Here is a 22,281-nt window from a genome sequence, read left to right as displayed (position 1 = left end):
AATAATATTCAATCCTACTTTTCCATTCTATATAATGCAGTCTTTTTTTTCTACCCTTGTATACCTTATTTTTTCGTAGAAAATATGAGATTTCTATACGGCATCATTTTCAGTGTTCATTTTTCTTACAAAAAAGTAAATACACAAATGTCCGGCTCCGATGATTAATAAAAATATGGGCAGGCTTTCCTCCGGCTTGAATAGAGTGACCGATGCAATAAATCCGAGAATCGATACGATACGTCCGAAATGGATGAAAACCTCTCGTACCACTATGTATTCAATCCTCATATCCGTTGCATTCCAGGCTGTCCCGATGACATCATAGGTCATCGATACATAGGGAACGAGCAAAAGCGGATAGGCAATAGCGATCGTGCCGGCATAGAAAAGCAATTTCCCATAGCTGACATCAAACGCAATCAGAAAAACCCCTGCATACAACAGTACTCCCCCTGCAAGAATCGCCTTTTTTCTCATCGGCTGCTTTATGTAGCGAAGGGCAAGGAAATAAGCGACAAAAGAGATGGCGGAATTAATCAAGGCGAAGTTTCCGATTGCCATTTCGCTTCCTGTTTTTATAAAAACAAAAACTGAAACAACAAACATGAACGTTCCTTCCCTTAGTCCCTGAAAGAAATTCGCGTTTGTGATCATTCGCCAATTAAAATTGTTGTTTCTTTCCTTAAAGATCATTTTAAATAAATACTTACCGTTGGCAGGACGCCTTCTGAGGAAAAAGCTCAAAATAACGGCGATCGAAAATAAAAACAAAGATATGCCAAACACGATGGAATACCCGGAATACTCGGCAAGACGGGAGATAATAAACCCAGCCAAAACGGGACCGATCATCCCCCCTAACGAGGAGAGGATTCCCATAAAACCGTTGAAAAAATCCCTTGTTTCCGGTTCGGTGATTTCAAAAGTCAATACATTGAACGCGAGCCAGTAAAATCCATAGCCTACACCAAGCACCCCTCCAAGCAATATGAGGAAATCCGTTGCATTCGTACCGATTAAAAGGACACATAGATAAAAGGCCGACAGGAAGATCACCCCGAGCCTCAAAACGATGATTCGATCAACCTTCTTTGCCAGCCATCCAGCCAGAATAAATGTGAGCGGTTGAAAAAGAACGATGGATAAATTATAAATGCCAATATCGAGAAATTCACCAGATTGCTTCCATAGATAAATGTTTACAAAGGTGTTGGACAGTGCGATGCTGATGCTGTACAATCCGCCAATCAGCAAAAGCAGATGCAAATCTTTATTTACTTCCACTTTACCGATCACTTTTTTTAAAAAGCCCATTGTTTACCTCTCCTTTTAAGTCTTCCATAGTGTTTGAAAAAAGGAGGGCATTTATGTTCTGAAAATAAGAAAAGCGAAAGCGCCCTGGTAATTAGGAAGAACGACTATGTTAATAAAAATTATTTTTGGTTCATTTCGTGTGAAACCTTCACACGCCTTTCAGCTTTGCTGAAAGATAACGCCCCATTCGTTTTATGGATAGAGCGCAAAATGATCCAAAATTTACAGAGATATTTAACCTAAAAAAAGCAGGAACCCTGTAAAAAGGATTCCTGCTTTATGAAATGCTGCGAAATTACTTCGCTGCGCTAAAACGTTTTGAAACTTCGTCCCAATTTACAACATTCCAGAAGGAGTTGATGTACTCAGGGCGGCGGTTTTGATAGTTCAAGTAGTAGGCATGCTCCCAAACGTCTAATCCAAGAACTGGAGTTTTACCTTCCATTAATGGAGAGTCTTGGTTTGGTGTGCTTGTTACTTCCAATTCGCCATTGTTGACAACAAGCCACGCCCAGCCAGAACCGAAGCGAGTGGTAGCCGCTTTTGCAAATGCTTCTTTGAAGCTGTCAAAGCTGCCGAATTTAGAACTGATAGCGTCAGCCAATTCACCTGTTGGCTGTCCGCCTCCGTTTGGAGAAAGAAGCTGCCAGAATAAAGAGTGGTTAGCGTGACCGCCACCATTGTTGCGTACAGCTGTACGTGCGGATTCAGGAACTGCATCCAGGTTAGCGATGACTTCTTCTACGCTTTTGCCAAGAAGTTCGTTATTGCCTTCTAATGCAGCGTTTAAATTTGTTACATACGTGTTGTGATGCTTTGTGTGGTGAATGTTCATCGTTTCTTTATCGATATTTGGTTCCAATGCATCATACGCGTAAGGTAATTGTGGAAGTTCGAATGCCATAATAAATTCCTCCTAATATGTAATAAAGTTTTACAGGCTTTAGAAACAAGGAGAATTCCCTAATTTTTCTAAAGCTCGTTAGCACTAGGTTATCAAAGATTGAAGTTGGTTTCAAACGTTATGCTCTCCAATAGGTGTTTTCGTAATTCCTTCAAAAGGAAAGTGAAAGGACTAAAAGACAACGAGTAAAAAGTAACCAACCATAAAGAGCTGGATAATCGCTTTTGTGACGACACTGCTAATAAATCCAATCACTGACCCGAAACCGATTTTTGAAGCAGTTATCACGTCCCTCTTATGGACGAGCACCTCAGCAAGAATCGCTCCAACAAATGGACCGATTATAATTCCGAATCCGGGAATAACAAAAGGACCGACCAAAATCCCGATCGTGCTTCCCCATATCCCTGCCTTTGAACCGCCATATTTCTTAACTCCAATCATGTTAGCAACATAATCTGCCACGAAAAGTAAAATCACTAGCAAGATTTGAATGGTCCAGAACAACCAGCTGAAGTGCTCGAACGTAAAGAGAAATCCATACAACAAAATTCCTCCAAAAATGAACAAAACGCTTGGAATGATCGGAAACACAAGCCCGACGAAACCGACTATGAACATGATAGCGATTAATACCCAATAAATAGTTTCCAATCCGTTTTCCCTCTCCCGCTCTTTTTTCTTTACCTATCCTAATACGGGCAAACTGATAAAAAGTTTCACTTAAGGTTAACATCCCCCATTTCACATTTCATAAAACTACAATTATTGACGTTCCCCTATAACGGCTGCAGCTATGTTAACTGCATGATCCCGAATGGCCCTGAAACTCAAGACCAGATCCGCCGTCCTATCTGGTCCGTTCGTCGTTTGTCTTATCAGAATCTTTTCCATTTGTGTTCCCTTCGAAATGGCATCTTTGGCGGAATCAAGATCATAATGGTCAAAAGCAATGATGGCCTGTTCAAACATATCGATACTTCCCTGAAAAATTCCTTTTATATCAGTCATGATTATTTCCGGTAAATATGTCTTCGTATTGATTTGGTTTTCGGCTATTTCCATTATCTTTGCAAAGTGATTTCCGATTGTTTCGATATCCTGCCTTGCATTTGTAAGAATAAAATATTTATTGGATTCCACATTTGATAAATCTTTTTCGGCCAAGCGTGTCAAGTACCCGGTTATTTTCCCATCAAGGTTGTTGATGACCCCATCGAACTGTGAAGCTGCCTCTCTATGTTTATTCTGATTCGACAACAGATATTGGAGCGATTCCTTTAAGCCTCTCACCGTAATATAGCCCATCTTAAGAATTTCTTCCTTGGCCTGTCCCAGTGCTATCGATGACGATTGTTCGATCAATGTAGGATCTAACGACTCATCTGATGGAATAAGCTTTGTTACGGCTTTAGCCAACACTGAAATAAAAGGTAATTTATCCACACACTTCAACCCCTTGTATTTAGCAAGAAATTCTATTCGCCAAATTTCACTCTTTTCCATTATGATAAAAAAGTGAAATTTATGTAAAGGAATTTGCCCAAAAATTAATCTAAGCTTAATATTTCAAAGTACAAAAGGTTGTTTTCTTCATTTGTGACCGATAAAATAAACGGTGTGATTTCTTTATAAAAGGTGTTGTCGATATTGAATATTTTCAAGCAATTGATTGTAAGTTTGTATTCCCCGAGAGACATGGCTGCATTTCGCAATCAGGGAATCGGAAAAACCATAGCTTTTGTTTTTCTGCTGACTCTCATTTCAATCATTCCGCCGGCTTACTATTTTAGTACAGCTCTCCAAAGCGGAATTCATGCATTTCAAGAAACCGTCAAAGAGGATCTACCTCCCTTTGAGATTAAAAATGGAGCACTAACCTCTGAAGCGGACGAGCCTATTGTCGTAAACAAAGCCGGCTTCCAAATTATTTTAGATGATACCGGTGAGTGGACGAGCAGCAATATCGCCGATCAAACTGAAAATGGAGTAGGCCTCTTAAAGAATGAAGTAGTTTTTGTGACTGCGGGCCAAGCCCAATCAAACCCCTATTCGATGTTTGAAGGATTTACGATCACAAGCGTTGAACTCAATGATTATCTGGAAACAGCTGATTCCAGCTTAGTCATCGTCCTTCCCGTTCTTATCGTGATGATGTATTTGTTCACAGCGGCCGTCAACTTTCTTAAGATTTCGTTTTTGGCGTTATTTGGCCTCTCCTTTATAAAGAGTCTGAATAAGAACATCTCGTACCGTCATAGTTGGAGATTGACAGCCTATGCCATCGTACTACCGACTTTCTTCTTTACCATCATGGATGCATTTCAGGCACCGGTTCCGTTCGGGATCCTGATCAGCTGGTTCGTGACATTGGTCATGCTTTATCTCTCTATTAAGGAAGTACCTGAGGGCGAGGAAGCAAAATAAAGTCATATGAGAGCTTGGACATGAGTTTAGTCCAAGCTTTTTTTATTTATGCCGAATTTTAGGCATAATCCAAACACTCCCCCATATATTGTAGTAATACAAGCTTGAGGAGTTGGAAAAAATGAAACAATTGCTGCTTTTTCTTACCTTATGTTTCATTGGATTCATTATTTATTTTGATTTAACGACAGGCACCCTGCCGACGTCGGGAGTTAAAGCAGGCGCATATCCGATACAAACTGAAAAATCATCCGTCCCATATACAGAGGTGACGATTAGCCCGGGCGATACGCTGCTTACGATCAGTGAAAAAGAGGAAGGCAGCCTGACCGTTTCTATAGAAACGTTAATCCGCGATTTCCAGGAATTAAATAACGGGCTGAATCCGGAGGAAATGCAAATCGGAAAAACCTATAGAATTCCGGTGTATGAAAAACAAAAGGGCCCGTCCCAATAAAGTGAAACTTCCATCGGTGGGGGTTTTGTTCATCCCCCACCAATGGTTAGTTTTTAACCAATCGGACTTTTACGGGCAGTTGCTCCCCGAATTATCCTTGTTTTTCCATCCAAGTCTTGAAGTGGGGTCTTACTGCCCGTTAAAGCGGAATAAATTCTATTGCTTGTCAATTAGCTCCTAACATTGATACAATATTGAATGAATCATAAAAAATAATGATCCGAATTGAAATCTGATTTTTTCCAAAAGGAGAGAATTCCACTTGAGTGAACTTATACATCGTACCAAAACCCGCCCCGTTAAAGTCGGTAATATAACAATTGGCGGCAATAACGAGGTCGTCGTTCAAAGTATGACGACTACAAAGACACACGACGTCGAAGCTACAGTAGCTGAAATCCTGCGGCTGGAAGAAGCAGGCTGCCAGATTGTCCGTGTCGCTTGTCCGGACGAGAGAGCCGCTGACGCCATTCCTGAGATAAAAAAACGAATTAATATACCGCTTGTTGTAGATATTCACTTTGATTACAAGCTTGCTTTGAAGGCAATTGAAGGGGGCGCGGACAAAATCCGCATCAACCCGGGAAATATCGGTCGCCGTGAAAAGGTTGAAGCTGTTGTCCAAGCGGCAAAAGCAAAAGGGATCCCGATTCGCATCGGGGTTAATGCTGGTTCTTTGGAAAAGCGCATTATTGAAAAATATGGTTATCCTACCGCTGACGGCATGGTAGAAAGTGCCTTGCACCATATAAAAATCCTGGAAGACCTTGATTTTCACGATATCATCGTTTCCATGAAGGCATCCGATGTTAATTTAGCCATCGAAGCGTATGAGAAAGCGGCCCAAGCTTTTGATTATCCGCTTCATCTGGGCATCACTGAATCTGGAACACTTTTTTCCGGTACGGTGAAGAGTGCCGCCGGTCTCGGGGCAATTTTAAACAAAGGAATCGGTAACACGGTCCGTATATCCCTCAGTGCCGATCCTGTCGAGGAAGTAAAGGTAGCGCGTGAATTGCTGAAATCATTCGGACTGGCTTCGAATATGGCGACATTGATTTCATGCCCGACATGCGGCAGAATCGAAATCGACTTAATCAGTATTGCAAACGAAGTGGAAGAATATATTCAAACCGTAAAAGCGCCGATCAAGGTTTCCGTCCTGGGCTGTGCCGTTAATGGTCCTGGGGAGGCTAGGGAGGCCGATATCGGGATTGCCGGAGCTCGCGGTGAAGGATTGCTGTTCCGCAAAGGTCAAATTGTCAGAAAAGTACCGGAAGAAACAATGGTCGAGGAGCTCAAAAAAGAAATCGACAAAATTGCTGAAGAATATTATGAGAAGCAAAAAAGCGAGCAAGCCCCAATTTTATAAAAAATTAAAAACGCTTGGATTCATAAACTGAATCCAAGCATTTTTGTGCCCTATTATTTAAAAATTGATCCTTGTAAAGGCGAGACAGAGGCGTAATTCCCTTATGCAGGTAGAAAGTTTTTACTTTCTTACCTGCTAAAAAAACGGGAGAATAAAGATCCCGACGATGATGGAAACTGCTCCAACGCCGATCGCCCAAGCGCCAAGAGTGTTTGCTCCCCGTCTTCGTGCAACGAATCCCAGCACAATACCCGCGAATCCGAGCAAGATTGGCATGATAAAAAGGGAAAGCACAGACAAAGCTAATCCAGAAACACCAAATGTCGTTCCTGAATTCCTTTGTTCAGATCCGTTTTCACCATCTGAACCAGTCGCATCACTTCTATTCAAACGCTGTGGTACCGCTAACTCTGCGGAAGTTTCTTCATTATACCTGTTATCGTCATTCAGGCTGCTGATTGACTCCGGAGTTGTCGTTTCGAATTGAAGGCTGTCAAAGTCGCCAGTTACATTAGGACTACGGTAAACGGCATCTGACTCACTTTTTCGAGCGGTTTCCATTTCATCATCCAAACTGGAATAACTGTTTTGGTTATCGTCCAACACGCATCCCTCGCTTTTCAAAAGATAGGAGCATTTATAGTGTATGTGGTTTCTGCAAAAATCCACTTGAAAAAGGTTTCATATCATGGATAGTATTTCTTAATTAGGATTGGCATTTCACTCAAAGAAAAGGAGAAAACAATGAAAAAACGCTTTGGTATTGACATAGATGGAACGGTGACCCGTCCCGATTCGATGATTCCTTTTTTAAATAAAGCTTTTCAATTAAACCTGGCGGATGAAGATATTACGGAATACGACTTAAATCCGTTCATCAATATTTCCCATGAAGCTTTTGCAGAGTGGTTCGCCGAACACGAACCGATTATTTACTCGGAATCACAGCTATCGAAAGGAGCCAAAGAATCACTTTCAGAATGGGTCGAAATAGCTGATTTATACTTTATTAGCGCCCGGCACCAAGACCTTTTGGAAGTCACGGAAAGCTGGTTCCATAAGCATGGAATCCTCTTTAATCATATCGAGTTAACCGGGTCTCATGATAAAGTGGAAACAGCCAAAAAATTCGGGGTGGATATTTTCTTTGAAGATAAACATGACAACGCGGTCGCGATTGCCACTGAATGCAATATTCCAGTCATCTTATTCGACACACCATACAACAGGCTGCCGATTCCCGAACAAGTCATCCGCGTCGACAACTGGGCTGAGGCTAGGAAGTGGGTCAATCGATGGCTGAAAGAAAATTAAGAAAAGAGGGGCCGTTTGTACGACATAACTAGACATTTCCCAAAAAATCACAACGATAAAAAAGGCTGTCTATTCCATTGCGGAAAAGACAGCCTTTTTGTCAAAGTCCTTATGAAACCTTGCACTCGGGGCAGCGTCCGTAGATTTCAAATTTATGGCCGGAGACATCATAATCCTGCAAACTTTCCTCCAAGCCGCCCATTGGACATGTTTCAATTTCCTTCGTCTTGCCACAGCCCATACAAATGAAGTGATGATGGTGGCTCTCGTGGCTGCATGTAAAGCGGAAATGCTTTTCACCGGCAAGTTCCGTCATCTCAAATATTTCATGCTCTACAAAAAGAGAAAGGTTTCGATAAATCGTATCAAAGCTTAAACCTGGATAATCATCTTTCATGGATTCCAGAACATCCTTAGCTGTTAAATATTTATTGCTCGCTGAAAAGAGCTGAAGCATTTCCTCGCGTTTTCCAGTATGCTTAAAACCCTTTTCTTTTAACAACTGCATGGCTGTTTCCACATTCATTCAAATCACCCGCCTTACGAAATTCTTGCTTTCATTTTATCGACCATGATCGAAACGATCAGCAATCCAACCGCAATCATGACAATGGTTCCACCTGGAGCCAAGTCTAAATAGTAAGATAAGAACAATCCGCCCGTAACCGAAACCTCTCCAAACAAAATGGAATAGAATATCGTTTGTTTAAACCCTTTTGCAAAGCGGAGGCTTGCGGCAACAGGAAGCGTCATCAAAGCCGAAACTAGCAAAATGCCGACCACCCTCATCGAAGCGGAAATCACCAATGCAACCATGATAATAAAAATAAAATGAATCCATTTTGCTGGGATTCCCGAAGCTTTAGCATGTTCTTCGTCAAAAGATAAAAGAAATAGTTCCTTATATAAAAAGATGATCGTGAGAACGACAATCACGCAGACTGAAATAATGACCCATAAATCATTGCGGCTTACTGCGCTGACACTGCCGAATAAATATCCGTATAAATCGGCATTAAAGCCGTCCGCGATAGATATGAAGACCACACTTATTCCAATCCCACCTGACAGGATGATTGGAATCGCGAGCTCCTGATAATGTTTATACACATTTCTCAGCCGTTCGATAAACAGCGAGCCTATAACAGAAAATGCCATCCCCATATACAGGGGATTCATTCCCGCCAAAGCCATGAATCTTTTTTCCAGCAACAGGCTGAACGCTATCCCTGCCAGTGTCACATGACTTAGCGCATCAGCTATAAGAGACATCCTACGTACTACTACAAACACGCCCAATAAAGGAGCAAGCGCACCAATGATGATTCCTGTCAGAAAAGCATTTTGCAAAAATTCAAACTGAAATATACCCGAAAGCATGGGGCCCCCCTATCCTCCAAAACATTAGTGATTATGACTTAACAGCTGTACGCCGTGACCATATATAGATGAAAACTCCTTGTCATTTAAGGACCGGTATTCATCAGCGTCTCCATGGAAATGGAGCCTTTTATTTAGACAGGCAACATGGGTCACCTTCTCCGTCACTGTTCCTACGTCATGCGTGACGAGAATAAGGGTAATCCCCATTTCTTTATTAAGCATCTCCAGCATTTCATAAAATTGTTGGACATGCTTTGAATCTACCCCTACAGTAGGTTCGTCTAAAATCAACAACCGAGGTTCGCTGACCAATGCCCTGGCAATGAAAACCCGCTGCTGCTGGCCGCCTGATAGTTCACCGATATTCCGGTCTTTGAACTCAAGCATTTCCACTGAATCCAAAACCTCCAGCACCTTTTGTTTATGTTCTTTTTTTGGAAAAGTAAACAAACCGATTTTTTTTGTCAATCCGCTCTGGACCACTTCAAAAACAGTAGCAGGAAACCCGGAATTAAACGAATTGGCCTTTTGTGAAACAAAACCGATTCTCTGCCATTGCTTAAATTGGCGGATGTCCTCACCAAATAACTGAATCGTTCCCTTTTGCACCTTTAACAAACCAAGAATCAATTTAAGCAATGTTGATTTTCCGGAGCCGTTTGGTCCCACCAGCGCAAGGAAAGCCCCATCAGGCACCTTTAAAGAGACCTGTTCGAGGACGCTGGTTTTGGCATATTTATACGATAAATCTTCAACCTCAATAATTGGTTCTTTCATTTTATCTCCCAAAGGAATCACCCTTTTTTAAGAATCATTACGATTTACAAACTGTAGTATAAGGCATACGCGACTTAATGTAAAGGATACGAATTTACTGAATGATTTAGTTCACTTGTTCATCGCTGCTTCATATGTTAGAGGCAGGAGGGATTGTATGAAGTTATTTGAAATGATGATTAACCACAAAGTAAATACCATCACGCCTGATGAGCTTTTAGGCTTGGCCCGTCAATATAATGTGAAGCTGACAAAAGACCAGGCGAGCATTATTTGTAAGGTTGTAGCCGGAAAGAATATCAATGTCTTCAATAAGGTTGAACGGCAAAAGGCAATCAAGCAGGTTGCCGATCAAACGGGACTCGCCACCGCTAACGAACTGGAGGCCATCTTTCAGCAGCTGACCGCTAATTTAAAATAACGGAAAAGGGACAGCCAAACCGTTTAGGAGCCAAGACTGCGTGAGAAAAATGATCTCACACATGTCACGGCATTCCTATACGTTTTTTACTGTCCCTTTCAATTTCAGGCCATGATCTTATCAAGCAAATTGTCATCAAACGCTTTATTCTTGAGCATTTCAATCTCAAATAAATAGGGAGGCTTTTTATTTTTCTTATCTTCCCCGACATATGGGGTTTCCAGGATCTTTGGAATATTCTCAAGCTGCGGATGGTGCACGATATAGCTTAATGCTTCGAATCCGATATGGCCAAAGCCGATATTCTCGTGACGGTCTTTTCGCATTCCGACAGCGTTTTTACTGTCATTGATATGAAGAACTTTAATCCGGTCAATGCCGACAATCTTATCAAATTCATTCAAGACACCATCAAAATCCCGGGCAATGTTATAGCCTGCATCGTGGGTATGGCATGTGTCAAAACAAACGGACAGCTTGTCACTCAAATTTACCCCATCCATAATCATCGCAAGCTCTTCAAAATTCTTTCCGCATTCTGAACCTTTTCCCGCCATTGTCTCAAGAGCAATCTGTACTTGCTGGTCTTCCGTCAAGACCTCATTCAAGCCTTCAACAATCTTCTTAATCCCCACTTCCGTGCCTTCGCCTACATGGGCTCCCGGATGAAGGACAATCTGCTTTGCTCCGAGTGCTTCTGTCCGTTCGATTTCACTTCGAAGGAAACTGACGCCCAACTCAAACGTTGCAGGGTTTACTGCGTTTCCGATATTAATGATATATGGCGCGTGGACGACAATTTCATCGATTCCATTTAGCTCCATATGGTTTCTGCCTGCTTCTATATTCAAATCTTCAATCTTTTTCCGTCTTGTATTCTGCGGCGCCCCTGTATAAATCATAAACGTATTTGCTCCGTAAGAAACAGCTTCCTTGCTTGAACCCAAGAGCATATCCTTTCCGCTCATGGACACATGTGAACCAATTTTCAACATATCTCGTATTCCCCCGTCTTATTTCTTTTTCTGAACGCGGCGCTGACGCTTTTTAAAACCTTCTACTTCGCGCTGCAGTTTCTTTTTATAACCCGGTTTTACTTTTGCCGGTTTTTTGACATGGCTTTTCGCCATTGCATCAATTTCGTTCCCTTGCCTTTTGCGGTTTTTCCGCTTGTTCCGTTCATCAATCTCGACCCATTCGCCTTTATCGATGTCTATATTCTTAAATGTGATACCCATCTTTTCCAAGCGGTTTAAAGCATCCTCATCCGATGTTTCATAAATGGTCGCCGCAACTCCAGAGTATCCTGCCCGCGCCGTTCTGCCCGTTCTGTGCACATAAAAGTCAAGATCGGCCGGCAATTCATAATTGATGACATGGCTGACGCCTTCGATGTCAATACCTCTGGAAGCCAAATCTGTTGCTACAATGTACTGATACTCCAGGCTATTAATTTGCTTCATCATTTTCTTGCGATCACGCGGACTCAGGTCGCCATGTATCCGACCAACCCGAAGCCCTTGTTCAATCAAGCTATCTGCGACTTCGTCCGCCATTTTCTTTGTGTTCGTAAACACGATGGCCAGATACGGATTATATTGAACGATTATATCGTGCAGCAGTTGTTTCTTATTCCGATGGCGGAGCGGCACTAATACATGCTCGATTTTCTCAGCGACCACCTTCTTCGGATCGACTTGGATGTGCTTAGGATTGTCCATGTATTTTTTCAAAAACGGCTTGAGCTTTTCCGGAATGGTTGCAGAAAAGACAAGCATCTGAATGTTCTGGGCCATTCTTGACGCAAACTTATCGACATCCTCAATAAATCCCATATCAAGCATAAGGTCAGCTTCATCGACTACAAGCATAGTCGCTGAGAAAACATGGAGCGCCTGTTCATCCACAAGGTCTTTGATTCGACCCGGTGTGCCAATGACAAGCTGAGGCTGGGTTTTTAATTTATCAATCGTACGCTGCTTGTCTGTACCGCCAACAAGCAAACGAATCTGGATAGGCGCTTCAGCCGGGAAATGCTCGGCGATCTTCTGCGCTTCCTGGTAGAGTTGAGTCGCAAGCTCTCGTGTCGGGGCACTGATAATTGCCTGCACTTCTTCATTACCGGGAATGATCTTATTCATGATTGGCAGCAAGTAGGAATGTGTTTTGCCCGTCCCTGTTTGCGATTGACCAATCAGACTTGTCCCTTTTAATACGGAAGGAATGACTCTTTCCTGAATTTCAGTCGGTTTATCAAAACCTAACGCTTCCACCGCGTCTATAATATAGCTTTGCAGCTTAAATCTTTCAAAATTATTTTGCTCCATTAGAAAACTCCTTTATTTAAAATGCCGCGAACTTTTTACATGTCCTGCTATTATAATGAATGCAAGAAAATAAAACTACCTTTCCTATCTTATCGTCTTTCGATTAAGTTCACAACCTGACAGACGTTTACCATTTGATGGTTCATGCATAATCTATTATGTATATAGCTTATGGAAGGAGGAAAAACTATGCCCCCAGGAAGAAATGGCCCAGGGAGAAACTTTGGCATGTGGCCTCATAATGATCCTGGAATGAGGCGTCAGCAACAATTTAGAGGAGGGGGACCCTTTTCAGGCAGGCCTCCGATGCAACATCAACCGGCCGGGTCCCAACAAAAGGGTGTCGGCGGATTGATTTCAAAGATACTAGGCAAACCAAAGCAGCAAAGCCCCTCTCCCGCTTCATATTTCAGCCGCCCTTCAGCCCCTGTGGAGCCGATAAAAAGCACCGCCTCGCTTACGTCAGTGCTTGCCAATACTCAAAAAGTGCTTTCAGCGGCAGAACAAATCGGCCCAATGGTCCAACAATACGGGCCGATCATCAAAAACCTGCCGGCGATGTGGAAAATGTACCGCAGCATGAAAGATACAGAAGGTACGGAAACAGCCGAAGATGAAAATACTGAGACAACAGAGGAAGAATTAGCAGAACCGGTTGAGACAGATGTTAAAACTGAAGTCAAGAAAGGTAAATCCTCGCATTTGGAAATTAAGGATGAACAAATCGTCCCAAAAACAAAGAAGCGACAACGCATTTCCCAACCAAAGCTTTATATTTGAATTTTCATTTGACCCGAATGCAGCTACAGTTGCATTCTTTTTTAGTTATTCCTCTGTCTACGCCGCTACGGGATCCGGTACTCGCTACAAAATCTAAATCCTTGCTACAATTAGTGTCGGCTACAAAAACAAAATTACCGCTACAAAAGTGCAACTATCGGCTACAAAAACAAAATTACCGCTACAAAATCCGGTATTGGCTACTAAATCGAGATTCTCGGCTACAAAAGTAACCATATCGGCTACTATCTGCTATAAACCCGCTACAAAAAGGAATTTCCGCTACGAAATCCTGACTGTTACCATAATCCGCGGGGTTTCCGTCAAGTGTCACTGATTATTTCCAGCAGGATGATACTTTTTGTAATATTGACCGGTGTCTTATATAATATATTGTAGCAGGCATGAAGATTTGCTTCGCCGCTTAAAGGAGGAACACGATGAAGGTTATCAAAATATCACCGCGCGGTTATTGCTATGGAGTTGTCGATGCGATGGTCATCGCCCGAAATGCCGCTTTAGATAAGACGTTGCCACGTCCGATTTACATCCTGGGCATGATTGTCCATAACAAGCATGTGACGGACGCTTTTGAAGAAGATGGCATCATCACTTTGGATGGAACAAACCGTAAAGAAATCCTGGAAAAAGTAGATGGCGGAACCGTTATTTTCACTGCCCACGGAGTTTCCCCCGAAGTAAGAGAACTAGCTAAAACAAAAGGGCTGGTTTCCATTGACGCAACATGTCCCGACGTTACAGCTACCCATGATTTAATTAAAGAAAAAAAAGAGCAAGGCTATCAGATTATATATATTGGTAAAAAAGGTCATCCTGAGCCGGAAGGTGCTGTCGGAGTGGCACCAGATATCGTTCATCTTGTTGAAACGGTTGACGATGTGAATGCCCTTACCGTGAAAAGCGACCGGATCATTGTCACCAACCAGACAACCATGAGCCAATGGGATGTTATGGACATCGTCGAAAAGGTTAAGGAAAAATATCCGCATGTCGAGGTACACAAGGAAATTTGCCTTGCGACCCAGGTTCGGCAGGAAGCCGTTGCCAAGCAAGCAGGCGAAGCAGATGTCCTGATCGTAGTGGGCGACCCGAAAAGCAATAATTCAAACCGGCTCGCACAAGTTTCCAAGGAAATTGCCGGAACCAAAGCTTATCGGATTGCCGACATCTCTGAATTGCAGCTGGACTGGCTAAAGAATGCGGAAACAGTCGCCGTAACCGCCGGAGCTTCGACGCCGACACCGATTACGAAAGAAGTGATTGCATTCATTGAGCAGTTCAATCCTGAAGATGATTCCACATGGGCAACTGAGAAGAAAGTTCCTCTAAATAAGATCCTTCCTAAAGTGAAGGCCAAAGCTTAAGTGTTGCAGGCATGTCAGCATGCCTGCTTTTGTTATATTCGGTTTTAAATCATCATGTTAAGAGTCCTGCTGCATAACTGTAATTTCGGTTAAAAAACCAAAACCGGCTACAAAACTCGAATTCTAACTACTAAAGCTGGAACCGCTCCTCGATCAAACAAAAAACTCCTCTATTTATCCAAAATCGACGTATCTATAAAAATGTAAACGGATCGGTATTCAACTCTGAAGCGATAAATTCTACTTCAAATTTTCTTTCTTCACACAGAGCAGCTAAAATCCCTGCTATGCCCTTTTTCATGACCTTTTCCACGTTATGGCCCGGATCGATAATATTCAATCCCATCATCATCGCATCATGGGCAGTATGATAATACATGTCTCCTGTAACGTAAACATCGGCTCCCTTAAACTTCGCCTGGGTAAAATATTTATTTCCGTCCCCGCCGAGAACGGCTACCTTTTTAATCTTGCTATCCAGATCGCCAACCACCCTCAACATCTTCACATCGAGAGCATTTTTCACATGCCCGGCAAACTGCTCTAATGTCATTGCCTTTTTCAAGGTCCCGATTCTCCCTAAACCCAACGAATCTCGTTTGTTTTCGAGCCGGTAAATATCATAAGCGGGCTCTTCGTAAGGATGAGCCTTGATCATAGCGGCTAAAAGTTTCTTTTCGATTTCTTCAGGAAAAATCGTTTCAATTCTGATTTCGTTCACGCTTTCAAGCTGTCCCTGAGTGCCAATTGCCGGATTGGTATGTTCTCCGGGAAGAAACCGGCCGACACCTTCCGCGGAAAATGTGCAATCGCTGTAATTGCCGATATGACCTGCTCCGGCATGACCAAGCGCTTCCCTTACTTGTCGTTCTTCACTTTTTGGCACATAAACGACCAACTTTTTGTAAGAAGACTGATAGGTAGGAACAAGTACTTCCGTGTTTTGAAGCTGCAAAGCTTCCGCAAGCAAATCGTTCACACCGCCTCTAGCAACATCCAAATTCGTATGCGCCGCATAGACAGCGATATCATGTTTAATCAGCTTCTCAATAATCCTGCCGCCCGGTACATCCGTCATAATTTTCTTTAATGGCCTGTAGATAAGAGGATGATGTGCAATAATAAGCTGAATCCCGTTCTCGATTGCTTCGTCAACGACTTCCTCTAAAACATCCAAAGCAATCATTACCTTTGACACAGGCTTGTTCAGCCTGCCGACCTGAAGCCCGACCGGGTCTCCATCCATCGCGTAGCTTTTGGGTGAAAACCGTTCAAACAAACTGATGATCTCTTCTCCATTTGGCACCTTCATCGCTGCAGCGCCTCCTCCACTATTTGTATTTTCTTTAAAAGGGCTGACCGCTTCATTTCCACATCAGGATTTTCCCCTCTTTCCACAAGCTGCTTCAGAATTCTTTCCCAATGTGTTTTCTCCTGAGTCCATTTCTTTACAAACGCACTGTTTTGCTCCTTTTGAAGAAAAGGCCCAAGGAGCATGTCTGCCACCCTGTTTTCCGAATAAGGGCGAAGCGGTTCGCCTTTTTCCGCGATTAATATTTCGTAAATCTTGTCATCTTCTTCCAAAATTTCTTCTTCTATCAGTTCCCAACCGTTTTCAATAAGCCACGTTCGAATGGTGAACGCTCCCACATTCGGCTGAAGGATCAGCCGACTCACTCTCGAGAGCTTATCTTTGCCTTTATCGAGAATTGTTGAAATGAGGGTACCACCCATTCCCGCTATCGTTATGCAGGTTGCTTCCTCGGGCTTAAGGACTTTAAGACCATCTCCTTTACGGACGTCAATGACATCCTGCAGATTCGCTTGCACAACCTGCTGTTTAGCTGATTGAAAAGGCCCCTCAGCAACCTCGCCAGCAATCGCCTGGACCGCCAAGCCTTTTAGAACGGCATAACAGGGCAAATAGGCATGATCCGAGCCTATATCAGCCAAAACACAATCTTTCGTTATATGAGCCGCAACGCGCTCGAGGCGCCGTGATAATTTTTCATGGTTCATCTAATCATCTCTCTTACTATTTATGTACAGTCTCGCCTTTAGTATAACAAAACCGCCCGGCGTTATTAAATCAACATACCCAGAAATACAAAATGGCTGAGATCCCACCTGAGACCTCAGCCATTCTCTATACCATCATTTTAAGCCATGTATGAATTCAGCCATGGCATCAAGATTTCCTTCTTCAACAAGGCCACCTGGCATAGCGCCTTTACCATTTTGAATCGTCGATTTCACTTCATCAACAGATAAGCGCTCCCCTACACCTTTTAATGCAGGTCCGGCACCGCCCTGGTACTGGTCACCATGACATGTGATACAAGACTGTTGATAGATCTCCTCTGGATTAGCAGAAGCCTTTTCTTCTGTAGCCTCTTTCCCTCCGCCTTCTTGTTCCTTGGCAAGATCCTTAGCATCTCCCAAACCTTTAAAAGAAAGCATAAACATAAGTCCGATTCCGAAAACTGCGATTAGTAAGAATGGAATAAGCGGGTTGCGATTCATAGATTTACCTCCCTTATGTAACCTAAAATGCCAATAAAAAGAATATACAAACAAGTTATATTTTACTTGAAAAAGCTTTCAAGTAAAAGCCTAAACTATAAGATATTTGTCATTTTTTTAATTTTTACAGTTTTTAAAAACAAATTTCCCTTAGAATATTCTTTATCTTCAAAATATATTGTATAATTTAGCTATGAAATAAAGGATGACTACAATCCCCAAATAGCCTGCAACTGAGAAATAAACCATCGACAGCCTTTTTCCCGTATATACCCATATTCCGCAATGACAAAGCAAAAAGAAATATAATACACCAGTCCGGCCCGGAGCAAAATGCTCGATAGCAAAAACGGTGGCCAATAGAAAAAGAAAGGCAGCCCCAATCAGTGGGATATGATACGACCATGACCTTTTTGAAAAAAAGAAAGCCGCATACAGCAACGTAACGATCGAAAAAATGGATAAACCGATTTGCATTCCAAATGGCAATTGAGTAAAATGATTCAAAAACAGCGTTAACAAGATTATGGAGCCTACGATCAGGTAAGGCATCACTATTTTTTTTCTTGCTTGATATTGTTGCGGCACTTCCTCCCCTTCGCTGTATAGGGCTAACAGAAAGTCGCAATATTGTTCAGGCAGCAAACGGCTGTTTTTCCAATACACTATTTCTTGTATGATCATTTTCTTGCGATTTTCATCCATATCACGCACATCCCGGCAAATCATTTTTCTTTTTGTTATTTCTTATCTGCAAAAAAGGAACCAATCAAAGACAGATCGGCAACGGAAGTGAGTGGCAATCCAGCTTGCGAATTGCCTTATCTATCCATTCAGTTACCTTGATGCCTAAGTTGATTCCTGTTTGTTTATTCTAAGAAGTCTTTAAGCCTTTTGCTTCGGCTTGGATGTCTGAGCTTGCGCAGCGCTTTCGCTTCAATTTGCCGGATACGTTCCCGGGTGACGCCAAAAACTTTCCCGACTTCTTCAAGAGTGCGGGTACGGCCGTCATCAAGGCCAAAGCGGAGGCGAAGCACGTTTTCTTCCCGGTCTGTCAGCGTATCAAGAACATCTTCAAGCTGTTCCTTTAAAAGCTCATATGCTGCATGCTCGGAAGGAGATGTCGCATCCTGGTCTTCGATGAAGTCTCCTAGATGAGAATCGTCTTCTTCCCCGATAGGTGTTTCCAAGGAAACCGGTTCCTGGGCAATCTTCAGGATTTCCCTTACCTTATCGGGCGTTAAGTCCATATCTTCGGCGATTTCTTCTGGAGAAGGTTCACGGCCAAGATCCTGAAGCAATTGCCTTTGGACACGGATTAATTTATTGATGGTTTCCACCATATGGACCGGAATACGAATCGTTCTTGCCTGGTCAGCAATTGCACGGGTGATCGCCTGACGGATCCACCACGTAGCATACGTACTGAATTTAAATCCTTTACGGTAATCAAATTTCTCAACGGCCTTGATAAGTCCCATGTTGCCTTCCTGGATTAAATCTAGGAAAAGCATACCCCGGCCGACATAGCGTTTTGCGATGCTGACAACGAGGCGCAGGTTTGCCTCAGCCAAACGGCGCTTGGCTTCTTCATCGCCCTCTTCGATTCGGGTGGCAAGGGAAATTTCATCTTCCGCGGATAGCAAATCGACGCGGCCGATTTCCTTTAAATACATCCGCACCGGATCGTTTATTTTAACGCCTGGCGGGACACTTAAATCGTTGAGGTCGAATTCCTCTTCCTTATTAAGCTGTTGAATGTTTGGATCATCGTCCTCATCCTCTTCTTCACTTTCAGCGAGAACTTCGACTCCCTGGTCACCCAGAAACTCATAGAATTCATCCATTTGATCTGAATCCAATTCAAAGCTTCCAATTTTCTCCGCAATCTTTTCAATTGTCAGGGATCCTCGTTTTTTTCCAAGTTCCAGCAATTGCTCTTTCATCTGGTCCAAATTCAATTCAGTATCAACCTCTTTGGAACGTGCTGGTTTTTCAGCCATGTGTTCCCCTCCTTCCAAAACTTACACCAAAACATGAGTACTATAATAATTTTCGTAACTGAATGAGCTCCCTCTGGGCTTGTTTAATCCCCTCATGGTCGCTCCTGCGTTCTGCTTCCTTTATTTCCGCCTCTTTTTCCTTTATCTTTAACAATTTTTCATATTTCAACACTTGATTTATATAATCTGTCAGCTCTTTATCCGAAACTTCGGCGTTCACTGACATCATTTCTATCTCAGATACGATTTTGCGTAAGTTCTGATCGGGCAGGTACGTCAGGAACAAGCTTGCATCCGGATCGTGGTCGTCCTCATAGAATGCATATAAATAAGTTATGATTGCCTGGTGTTCATCGAGATTAAAAACTGTTCCTTTCATCATTTGGCTGATCTTAAAAGCCGTTTCTTTGCTTTTTAGCATATGGGCGATCAGCTTGATCTCAGCGTTATGATAGGCCGGCTTCAGTTTGTGTTCATATTGTAAAGTGAGATTTCTATTCATGGTGGGCTGTGGAACATTGCCTTTTTTTCTTTCAGCAAAAAAAGTCTGTCTTTGCTGTTGTTCCAATGCATCCAATGAAAGGGAAAACTCGGACGATATTTGCCTGAGATAATGGTCTCTTTCAACCGCGTTTGGCAAACGTGAAATTTCTTTTAGTATTTCTTCAATATACTGAATGCGTTCTCCTTCATTATTCAGGTTTTTTCCTTTACGCAAATACTGCATTTTAAAAGCCATATACGTCAAGCTTGACCCTATTACATCAGAAACGAAACTCTTTTCACCGTATTTCTTGATGTAGTCATCGGGATCAAGGTTATCGGGCATAAGGGCGGCTTTCACATGAAGGCCAGCTTCACTCAGCATATTGGATGCCCTGTTGGCGGCGGCGAGACCCGCTGAATCGGAATCATAGCATATCAATACATTTTCGGTATTTCTCTTGATCAATTGAATGTGCTGGTCGGTCAATGAGGTACCCATTGTCGCAACCGCGTTTTCAACGCCGGCTCGCACAGCCGAAATGCAATCTGCGAACCCCTCAAAAAGAACGATCTGTTCTTTCTTTCGGACATGAGGCCTTGCCTGGTGGAAATTGTATAAAATTTTGCTTTTATTAAAGATCGGCGTTTCGGGACTATTCAAATATTTGGGCTCATCAGTCCCCATCGCTCTTCCCGAAAACGCAATCGTGTTTCCTTGGGTGTCCATAATCGGAAACATGATTCTGTTCCTGAAACGGTCAAAATAGGTCTCATCCCGTTCCCTGAAAATAATCAGCCCCGCTTTTTCCATCGTATCCGCAGCGTATCCTCTTTTGGATAGGAATTTAGAAACAAAATCCCAGGAATCGAGAGAATAACCGATTTGGAATTTCTCGATCGTCTCTTCGGTAAATCCGCGATTAAGCACATACTCAAGTGCTTCCTGCCCCTCTTTTGTGTTTACCAGTAAATGATGGTAAAATTTCTTCAGAAGATCATGGGCTTCGAGCATTTGCCTGGATGATTCAGGTATGTTCGATTTTGCTGCTTCCTTCTGAAATTCGACATCAAGCGGAATATTTCCTTTTTCGGCTAACACTACGGCCGCTTCAATAAAGCCATAGCCCTCGATGTCCATTAAAAAGGTGAAAATGTTTCCCCCGGCCCCGCAGCCAAAACAATGGAAAATTTGCTTTTCCGGTGATACTGAGAAGGACGGGCTATTTTCACCATGAAAAGGACAAAGGCCGAAATAGTTTCGCCCTTGTTTTTTCAGCTGAACATACTCACCAATCAAGTCGACGATATCTACAGCCTCTCGGATTTGATTAATTTTATCATCTTCAATTCGGGCATTTGTCATGGTTTCACCTTACATTTCCGGTGATAATTTTTTCGGATGATGGTTTTAATTCGATATTGAATTAGATTTTCCTGCATGGTTCGACAAAATTTTTGAAAGATTGTTTATAAAATTCATCCTGTCTTGTTTTGTAAAAGCTTTCGGGCCTTTTGTATGCTTGCCCTGTCTACGCAACCTTGCAGATTGGTATCTTATATCCAGAAGAGTGTTAATATTGTCTTCTGTATATTCCTTTCCCCTCGGTGAAATTACATAAACGCGCTTACCAATCAGGGTTCCTGCCAATCCAATATCCGCCGTTATAACAACATCACCTTGACTTACAGCATTTGCGATGTAAAGGTCTGCCGCTTCTTTATCCGCATCCACATAGACCCAATTTCCTTCATGTTCGTTCATCATGTTTTTATACGACGCAACAAAACAAACCGATACTTCGTGCACTTTTGCACATTGAAGGGTTTCGTCTTTCACTGGACAGGCATCTGCATCCACATAAATCTTCGGCCTATTAGTACTCTGTTTAAATTCTACATCTTTCTGCATTATCCTTTTTTTCTCCTTTTAAATTTTATGGAGATAAAGCGGATTTGTCGAATTATATTTTTGACCAAAACCTTGACTTCTCATCCTTTATAGTCTATTCCCCATTGATGAAGTCTAAACCTTAAGAATTCATTTTTCTCACAATTTTTTATTATAGTATACTTTGATCGACTATGCCATTAAAAAGCTCAAGCCAGAATGTTTTTGCATATAAGTAAAGCACCATGCCCCTGTAAAAAAGAACTCGATTAAAATCGGCACTTATTGCGCAATGTAGTTCTCGTGCTTTGATAATAAATCTTGAGTTCGGATAATAAATCCTGTTCGGATAATAAAATTTGAGTTTGGATAATAAATCCTTAGTTCGGATGATAAATCAGAGTTTTAATTATAAATCCCGCGTAGTTGGACATTTTTTATTATTTGGCTCTGTAAAATCCATTGTTGATTTTCAAATGGTCATGGAATCTACTCGCTTTCCGCGGACGAACTGGCA

The 22,281-nt window shown here is 42.3% G+C and carries 24 protein-coding genes; 7 read left to right on the top strand and 17 right to left on the bottom strand.

Features of this window, described 5'->3' with window-relative positions; genetic code table 11:
• Positions 1–93: 93 nt before the first annotated feature.
• From D0463_RS14005 to D0463_RS13990, 4 genes are all read right to left on the bottom strand, one after another.
• Entirely contained in the window at positions 94–1,317 is a 1,224-nt protein-coding gene (locus D0463_RS14005; protein ID WP_117308011.1) for an MFS transporter, read from the bottom strand.
• Positions 1,318–1,612: 295 nt separating this feature from the next.
• Positions 1,613–2,221, bottom strand: a complete 609-nt coding sequence (locus D0463_RS14000; protein WP_117308010.1) for a superoxide dismutase — start codon at positions 2,219–2,221, stop codon at positions 1,613–1,615.
• 171 nt (positions 2,222–2,392) lie between these two features.
• Positions 2,393–2,875 (bottom strand): DUF456 domain-containing protein, encoded by a 483-nt coding sequence (locus tag D0463_RS13995; RefSeq protein ID WP_117308009.1) that lies wholly within the window; start codon positions 2,873–2,875, stop codon positions 2,393–2,395.
• A gap of 111 nt (positions 2,876–2,986) precedes the next feature.
• Positions 2,987–3,667: a Na/Pi cotransporter family protein gene (locus D0463_RS13990; protein WP_117308008.1), complete on the bottom strand. Its 681-nt coding sequence runs from the start codon at positions 3,665–3,667 to the stop codon at positions 2,987–2,989.
• Between the two features lie 204 nt (positions 3,668–3,871).
• On the opposite strand from D0463_RS13990, the gene D0463_RS13985 reads away from it, so the two are divergent.
• The 3 genes from D0463_RS13985 to ispG all read left to right on the top strand — a co-directional run bounded on the left by D0463_RS13985 (position 3,872) and on the right by ispG (position 6,477).
• Positions 3,872–4,648, top strand: a complete 777-nt coding sequence (locus D0463_RS13985) for a DUF1189 domain-containing protein (RefSeq protein ID WP_117308007.1) — start codon at positions 3,872–3,874, stop codon at positions 4,646–4,648.
• A gap of 121 nt (positions 4,649–4,769) precedes the next feature.
• The gene (locus tag D0463_RS13980) at positions 4,770–5,105 is read left to right on the top strand and encodes a hypothetical protein (protein WP_117308006.1); all 336 of its coding nucleotides are present in this window, start codon (positions 4,770–4,772) and stop codon (positions 5,103–5,105) included.
• Between the two features lie 262 nt (positions 5,106–5,367).
• Entirely contained in the window at positions 5,368–6,477 is a 1,110-nt protein-coding gene (gene ispG, locus D0463_RS13975; protein ID WP_117308005.1) for a flavodoxin-dependent (E)-4-hydroxy-3-methylbut-2-enyl-diphosphate synthase, read from the top strand.
• Positions 6,478–6,612: 135 nt separating this feature from the next.
• Here ispG and D0463_RS19945 read toward each other — a convergent pair whose 3' ends face one another.
• Positions 6,613–7,080, bottom strand: coding sequence for a DUF308 domain-containing protein (locus tag D0463_RS19945; protein ID WP_254052808.1), 468 nt, complete (start codon positions 7,078–7,080; stop codon positions 6,613–6,615).
• Between the two features lie 141 nt (positions 7,081–7,221).
• On the opposite strand from D0463_RS19945, the gene D0463_RS13965 reads away from it, so the two are divergent.
• The gene (locus tag D0463_RS13965) at positions 7,222–7,791 is read left to right on the top strand and encodes a 5' nucleotidase, NT5C type (RefSeq protein WP_117308004.1); all 570 of its coding nucleotides are present in this window, start codon (positions 7,222–7,224) and stop codon (positions 7,789–7,791) included.
• Between the two features lie 109 nt (positions 7,792–7,900).
• Here the strand turns inward: D0463_RS13965 and D0463_RS13960 are convergent, their stop codons facing one another.
• Genes D0463_RS13960 through D0463_RS13950 form a run of 3 tightly spaced genes read right to left on the bottom strand, consistent with a single transcriptional unit; the run spans position 7,901 to position 9,951 of the window.
• Positions 7,901–8,317, bottom strand: coding sequence for a Fur family transcriptional regulator (locus tag D0463_RS13960; RefSeq protein ID WP_117308003.1), 417 nt, complete (start codon positions 8,315–8,317; stop codon positions 7,901–7,903).
• Positions 8,318–8,331: 14 nt separating this feature from the next.
• Positions 8,332–9,171 carry a metal ABC transporter permease gene (locus D0463_RS13955; protein ID WP_117308002.1) on the bottom strand — a complete coding sequence of 280 codons (840 nt, stop codon included), beginning with the start codon at positions 9,169–9,171 and terminating at the stop codon, positions 8,332–8,334.
• A gap of 24 nt (positions 9,172–9,195) precedes the next feature.
• Positions 9,196–9,951 (bottom strand): metal ABC transporter ATP-binding protein, encoded by a 756-nt coding sequence (locus D0463_RS13950; RefSeq protein WP_117308075.1) that lies wholly within the window; start codon positions 9,949–9,951, stop codon positions 9,196–9,198.
• Between the two features lie 157 nt (positions 9,952–10,108).
• On the opposite strand from D0463_RS13950, the gene D0463_RS13945 reads away from it, so the two are divergent.
• Positions 10,109–10,372 carry a DUF2624 domain-containing protein gene (locus tag D0463_RS13945; protein WP_117308001.1) on the top strand — a complete coding sequence of 88 codons (264 nt, stop codon included), beginning with the start codon at positions 10,109–10,111 and terminating at the stop codon, positions 10,370–10,372.
• Between the two features lie 104 nt (positions 10,373–10,476).
• Here D0463_RS13945 and D0463_RS13940 read toward each other — a convergent pair whose 3' ends face one another.
• Together D0463_RS13940 and D0463_RS13935 are read right to left on the bottom strand one after the other, a co-directional pair.
• On the bottom strand, positions 10,477–11,367 hold the full coding sequence (locus D0463_RS13940) for a deoxyribonuclease IV (protein ID WP_117308000.1): 891 nt from the start codon (positions 11,365–11,367) through the stop codon (positions 10,477–10,479).
• Positions 11,368–11,385: 18 nt separating this feature from the next.
• On the bottom strand, positions 11,386–12,699 hold the full coding sequence (locus D0463_RS13935) for a DEAD/DEAH box helicase (protein WP_117307999.1): 1,314 nt from the start codon (positions 12,697–12,699) through the stop codon (positions 11,386–11,388).
• Positions 12,700–13,005: 306 nt separating this feature from the next.
• Between D0463_RS13935 and D0463_RS13930 the strand changes: the two genes are divergently transcribed.
• Together D0463_RS13930 and D0463_RS13925 are read left to right on the top strand one after the other, a co-directional pair.
• Complete coding sequence (locus tag D0463_RS13930) at positions 13,006–13,479, top strand: YqfQ family protein (RefSeq protein ID WP_254052807.1); 474 nt, start codon at positions 13,006–13,008, stop codon at positions 13,477–13,479.
• 440 nt (positions 13,480–13,919) lie between these two features.
• A complete protein-coding gene (locus D0463_RS13925; RefSeq protein WP_117307997.1) occupies positions 13,920–14,864 on the top strand; it encodes a 4-hydroxy-3-methylbut-2-enyl diphosphate reductase in 945 nt (314 codons plus the stop codon).
• A gap of 193 nt (positions 14,865–15,057) precedes the next feature.
• On the opposite strand, the gene D0463_RS13920 is transcribed toward D0463_RS13925, so the two are convergent.
• The 7 genes from D0463_RS13920 to D0463_RS13890 form a co-directional block, all read right to left on the bottom strand.
• Complete coding sequence (locus D0463_RS13920; RefSeq protein ID WP_117307996.1) at positions 15,058–16,176, bottom strand: Nif3-like dinuclear metal center hexameric protein; 1,119 nt, start codon at positions 16,174–16,176, stop codon at positions 15,058–15,060.
• Positions 16,173–16,883 (bottom strand): tRNA (adenine(22)-N(1))-methyltransferase, encoded by a 711-nt coding sequence (locus D0463_RS13915; protein ID WP_117307995.1) that lies wholly within the window; start codon positions 16,881–16,883, stop codon positions 16,173–16,175. Before D0463_RS13915 ends, D0463_RS13920 begins: the two co-directional genes overlap by 4 nt.
• Before the next feature lie 135 nt (positions 16,884–17,018).
• The gene (gene cccA, locus D0463_RS13910; protein ID WP_117307994.1) at positions 17,019–17,387 is read right to left on the bottom strand and encodes a cytochrome c550; all 369 of its coding nucleotides are present in this window, start codon (positions 17,385–17,387) and stop codon (positions 17,019–17,021) included.
• 168 nt (positions 17,388–17,555) lie between these two features.
• On the bottom strand, positions 17,556–18,092 hold the full coding sequence (locus D0463_RS13905; protein ID WP_117307993.1) for a hypothetical protein: 537 nt from the start codon (positions 18,090–18,092) through the stop codon (positions 17,556–17,558).
• 164 nt (positions 18,093–18,256) lie between these two features.
• Positions 18,257–19,390 carry an RNA polymerase sigma factor RpoD gene (gene rpoD, locus D0463_RS13900; RefSeq protein ID WP_117307992.1) on the bottom strand — a complete coding sequence of 378 codons (1,134 nt, stop codon included), beginning with the start codon at positions 19,388–19,390 and terminating at the stop codon, positions 18,257–18,259.
• Positions 19,391–19,430: 40 nt separating this feature from the next.
• Complete coding sequence (gene dnaG / locus D0463_RS13895) at positions 19,431–21,239, bottom strand: DNA primase (protein WP_117307991.1); 1,809 nt, start codon at positions 21,237–21,239, stop codon at positions 19,431–19,433.
• Between the two features lie 45 nt (positions 21,240–21,284).
• The gene (locus D0463_RS13890) at positions 21,285–21,785 is read right to left on the bottom strand and encodes a YaiI/YqxD family protein (RefSeq protein WP_117307990.1); all 501 of its coding nucleotides are present in this window, start codon (positions 21,783–21,785) and stop codon (positions 21,285–21,287) included.
• Positions 21,786–22,281 lie beyond the last annotated feature (496 nt).

This window comes from Bacillus sp. V59.32b, assembly GCF_003429085.1.
Classification (GTDB): Bacteria; Bacillota; Bacilli; order Bacillales; family DSM-1321; genus Peribacillus.
This window is presented reverse-complemented; position numbering and strand designations above follow the sequence as displayed.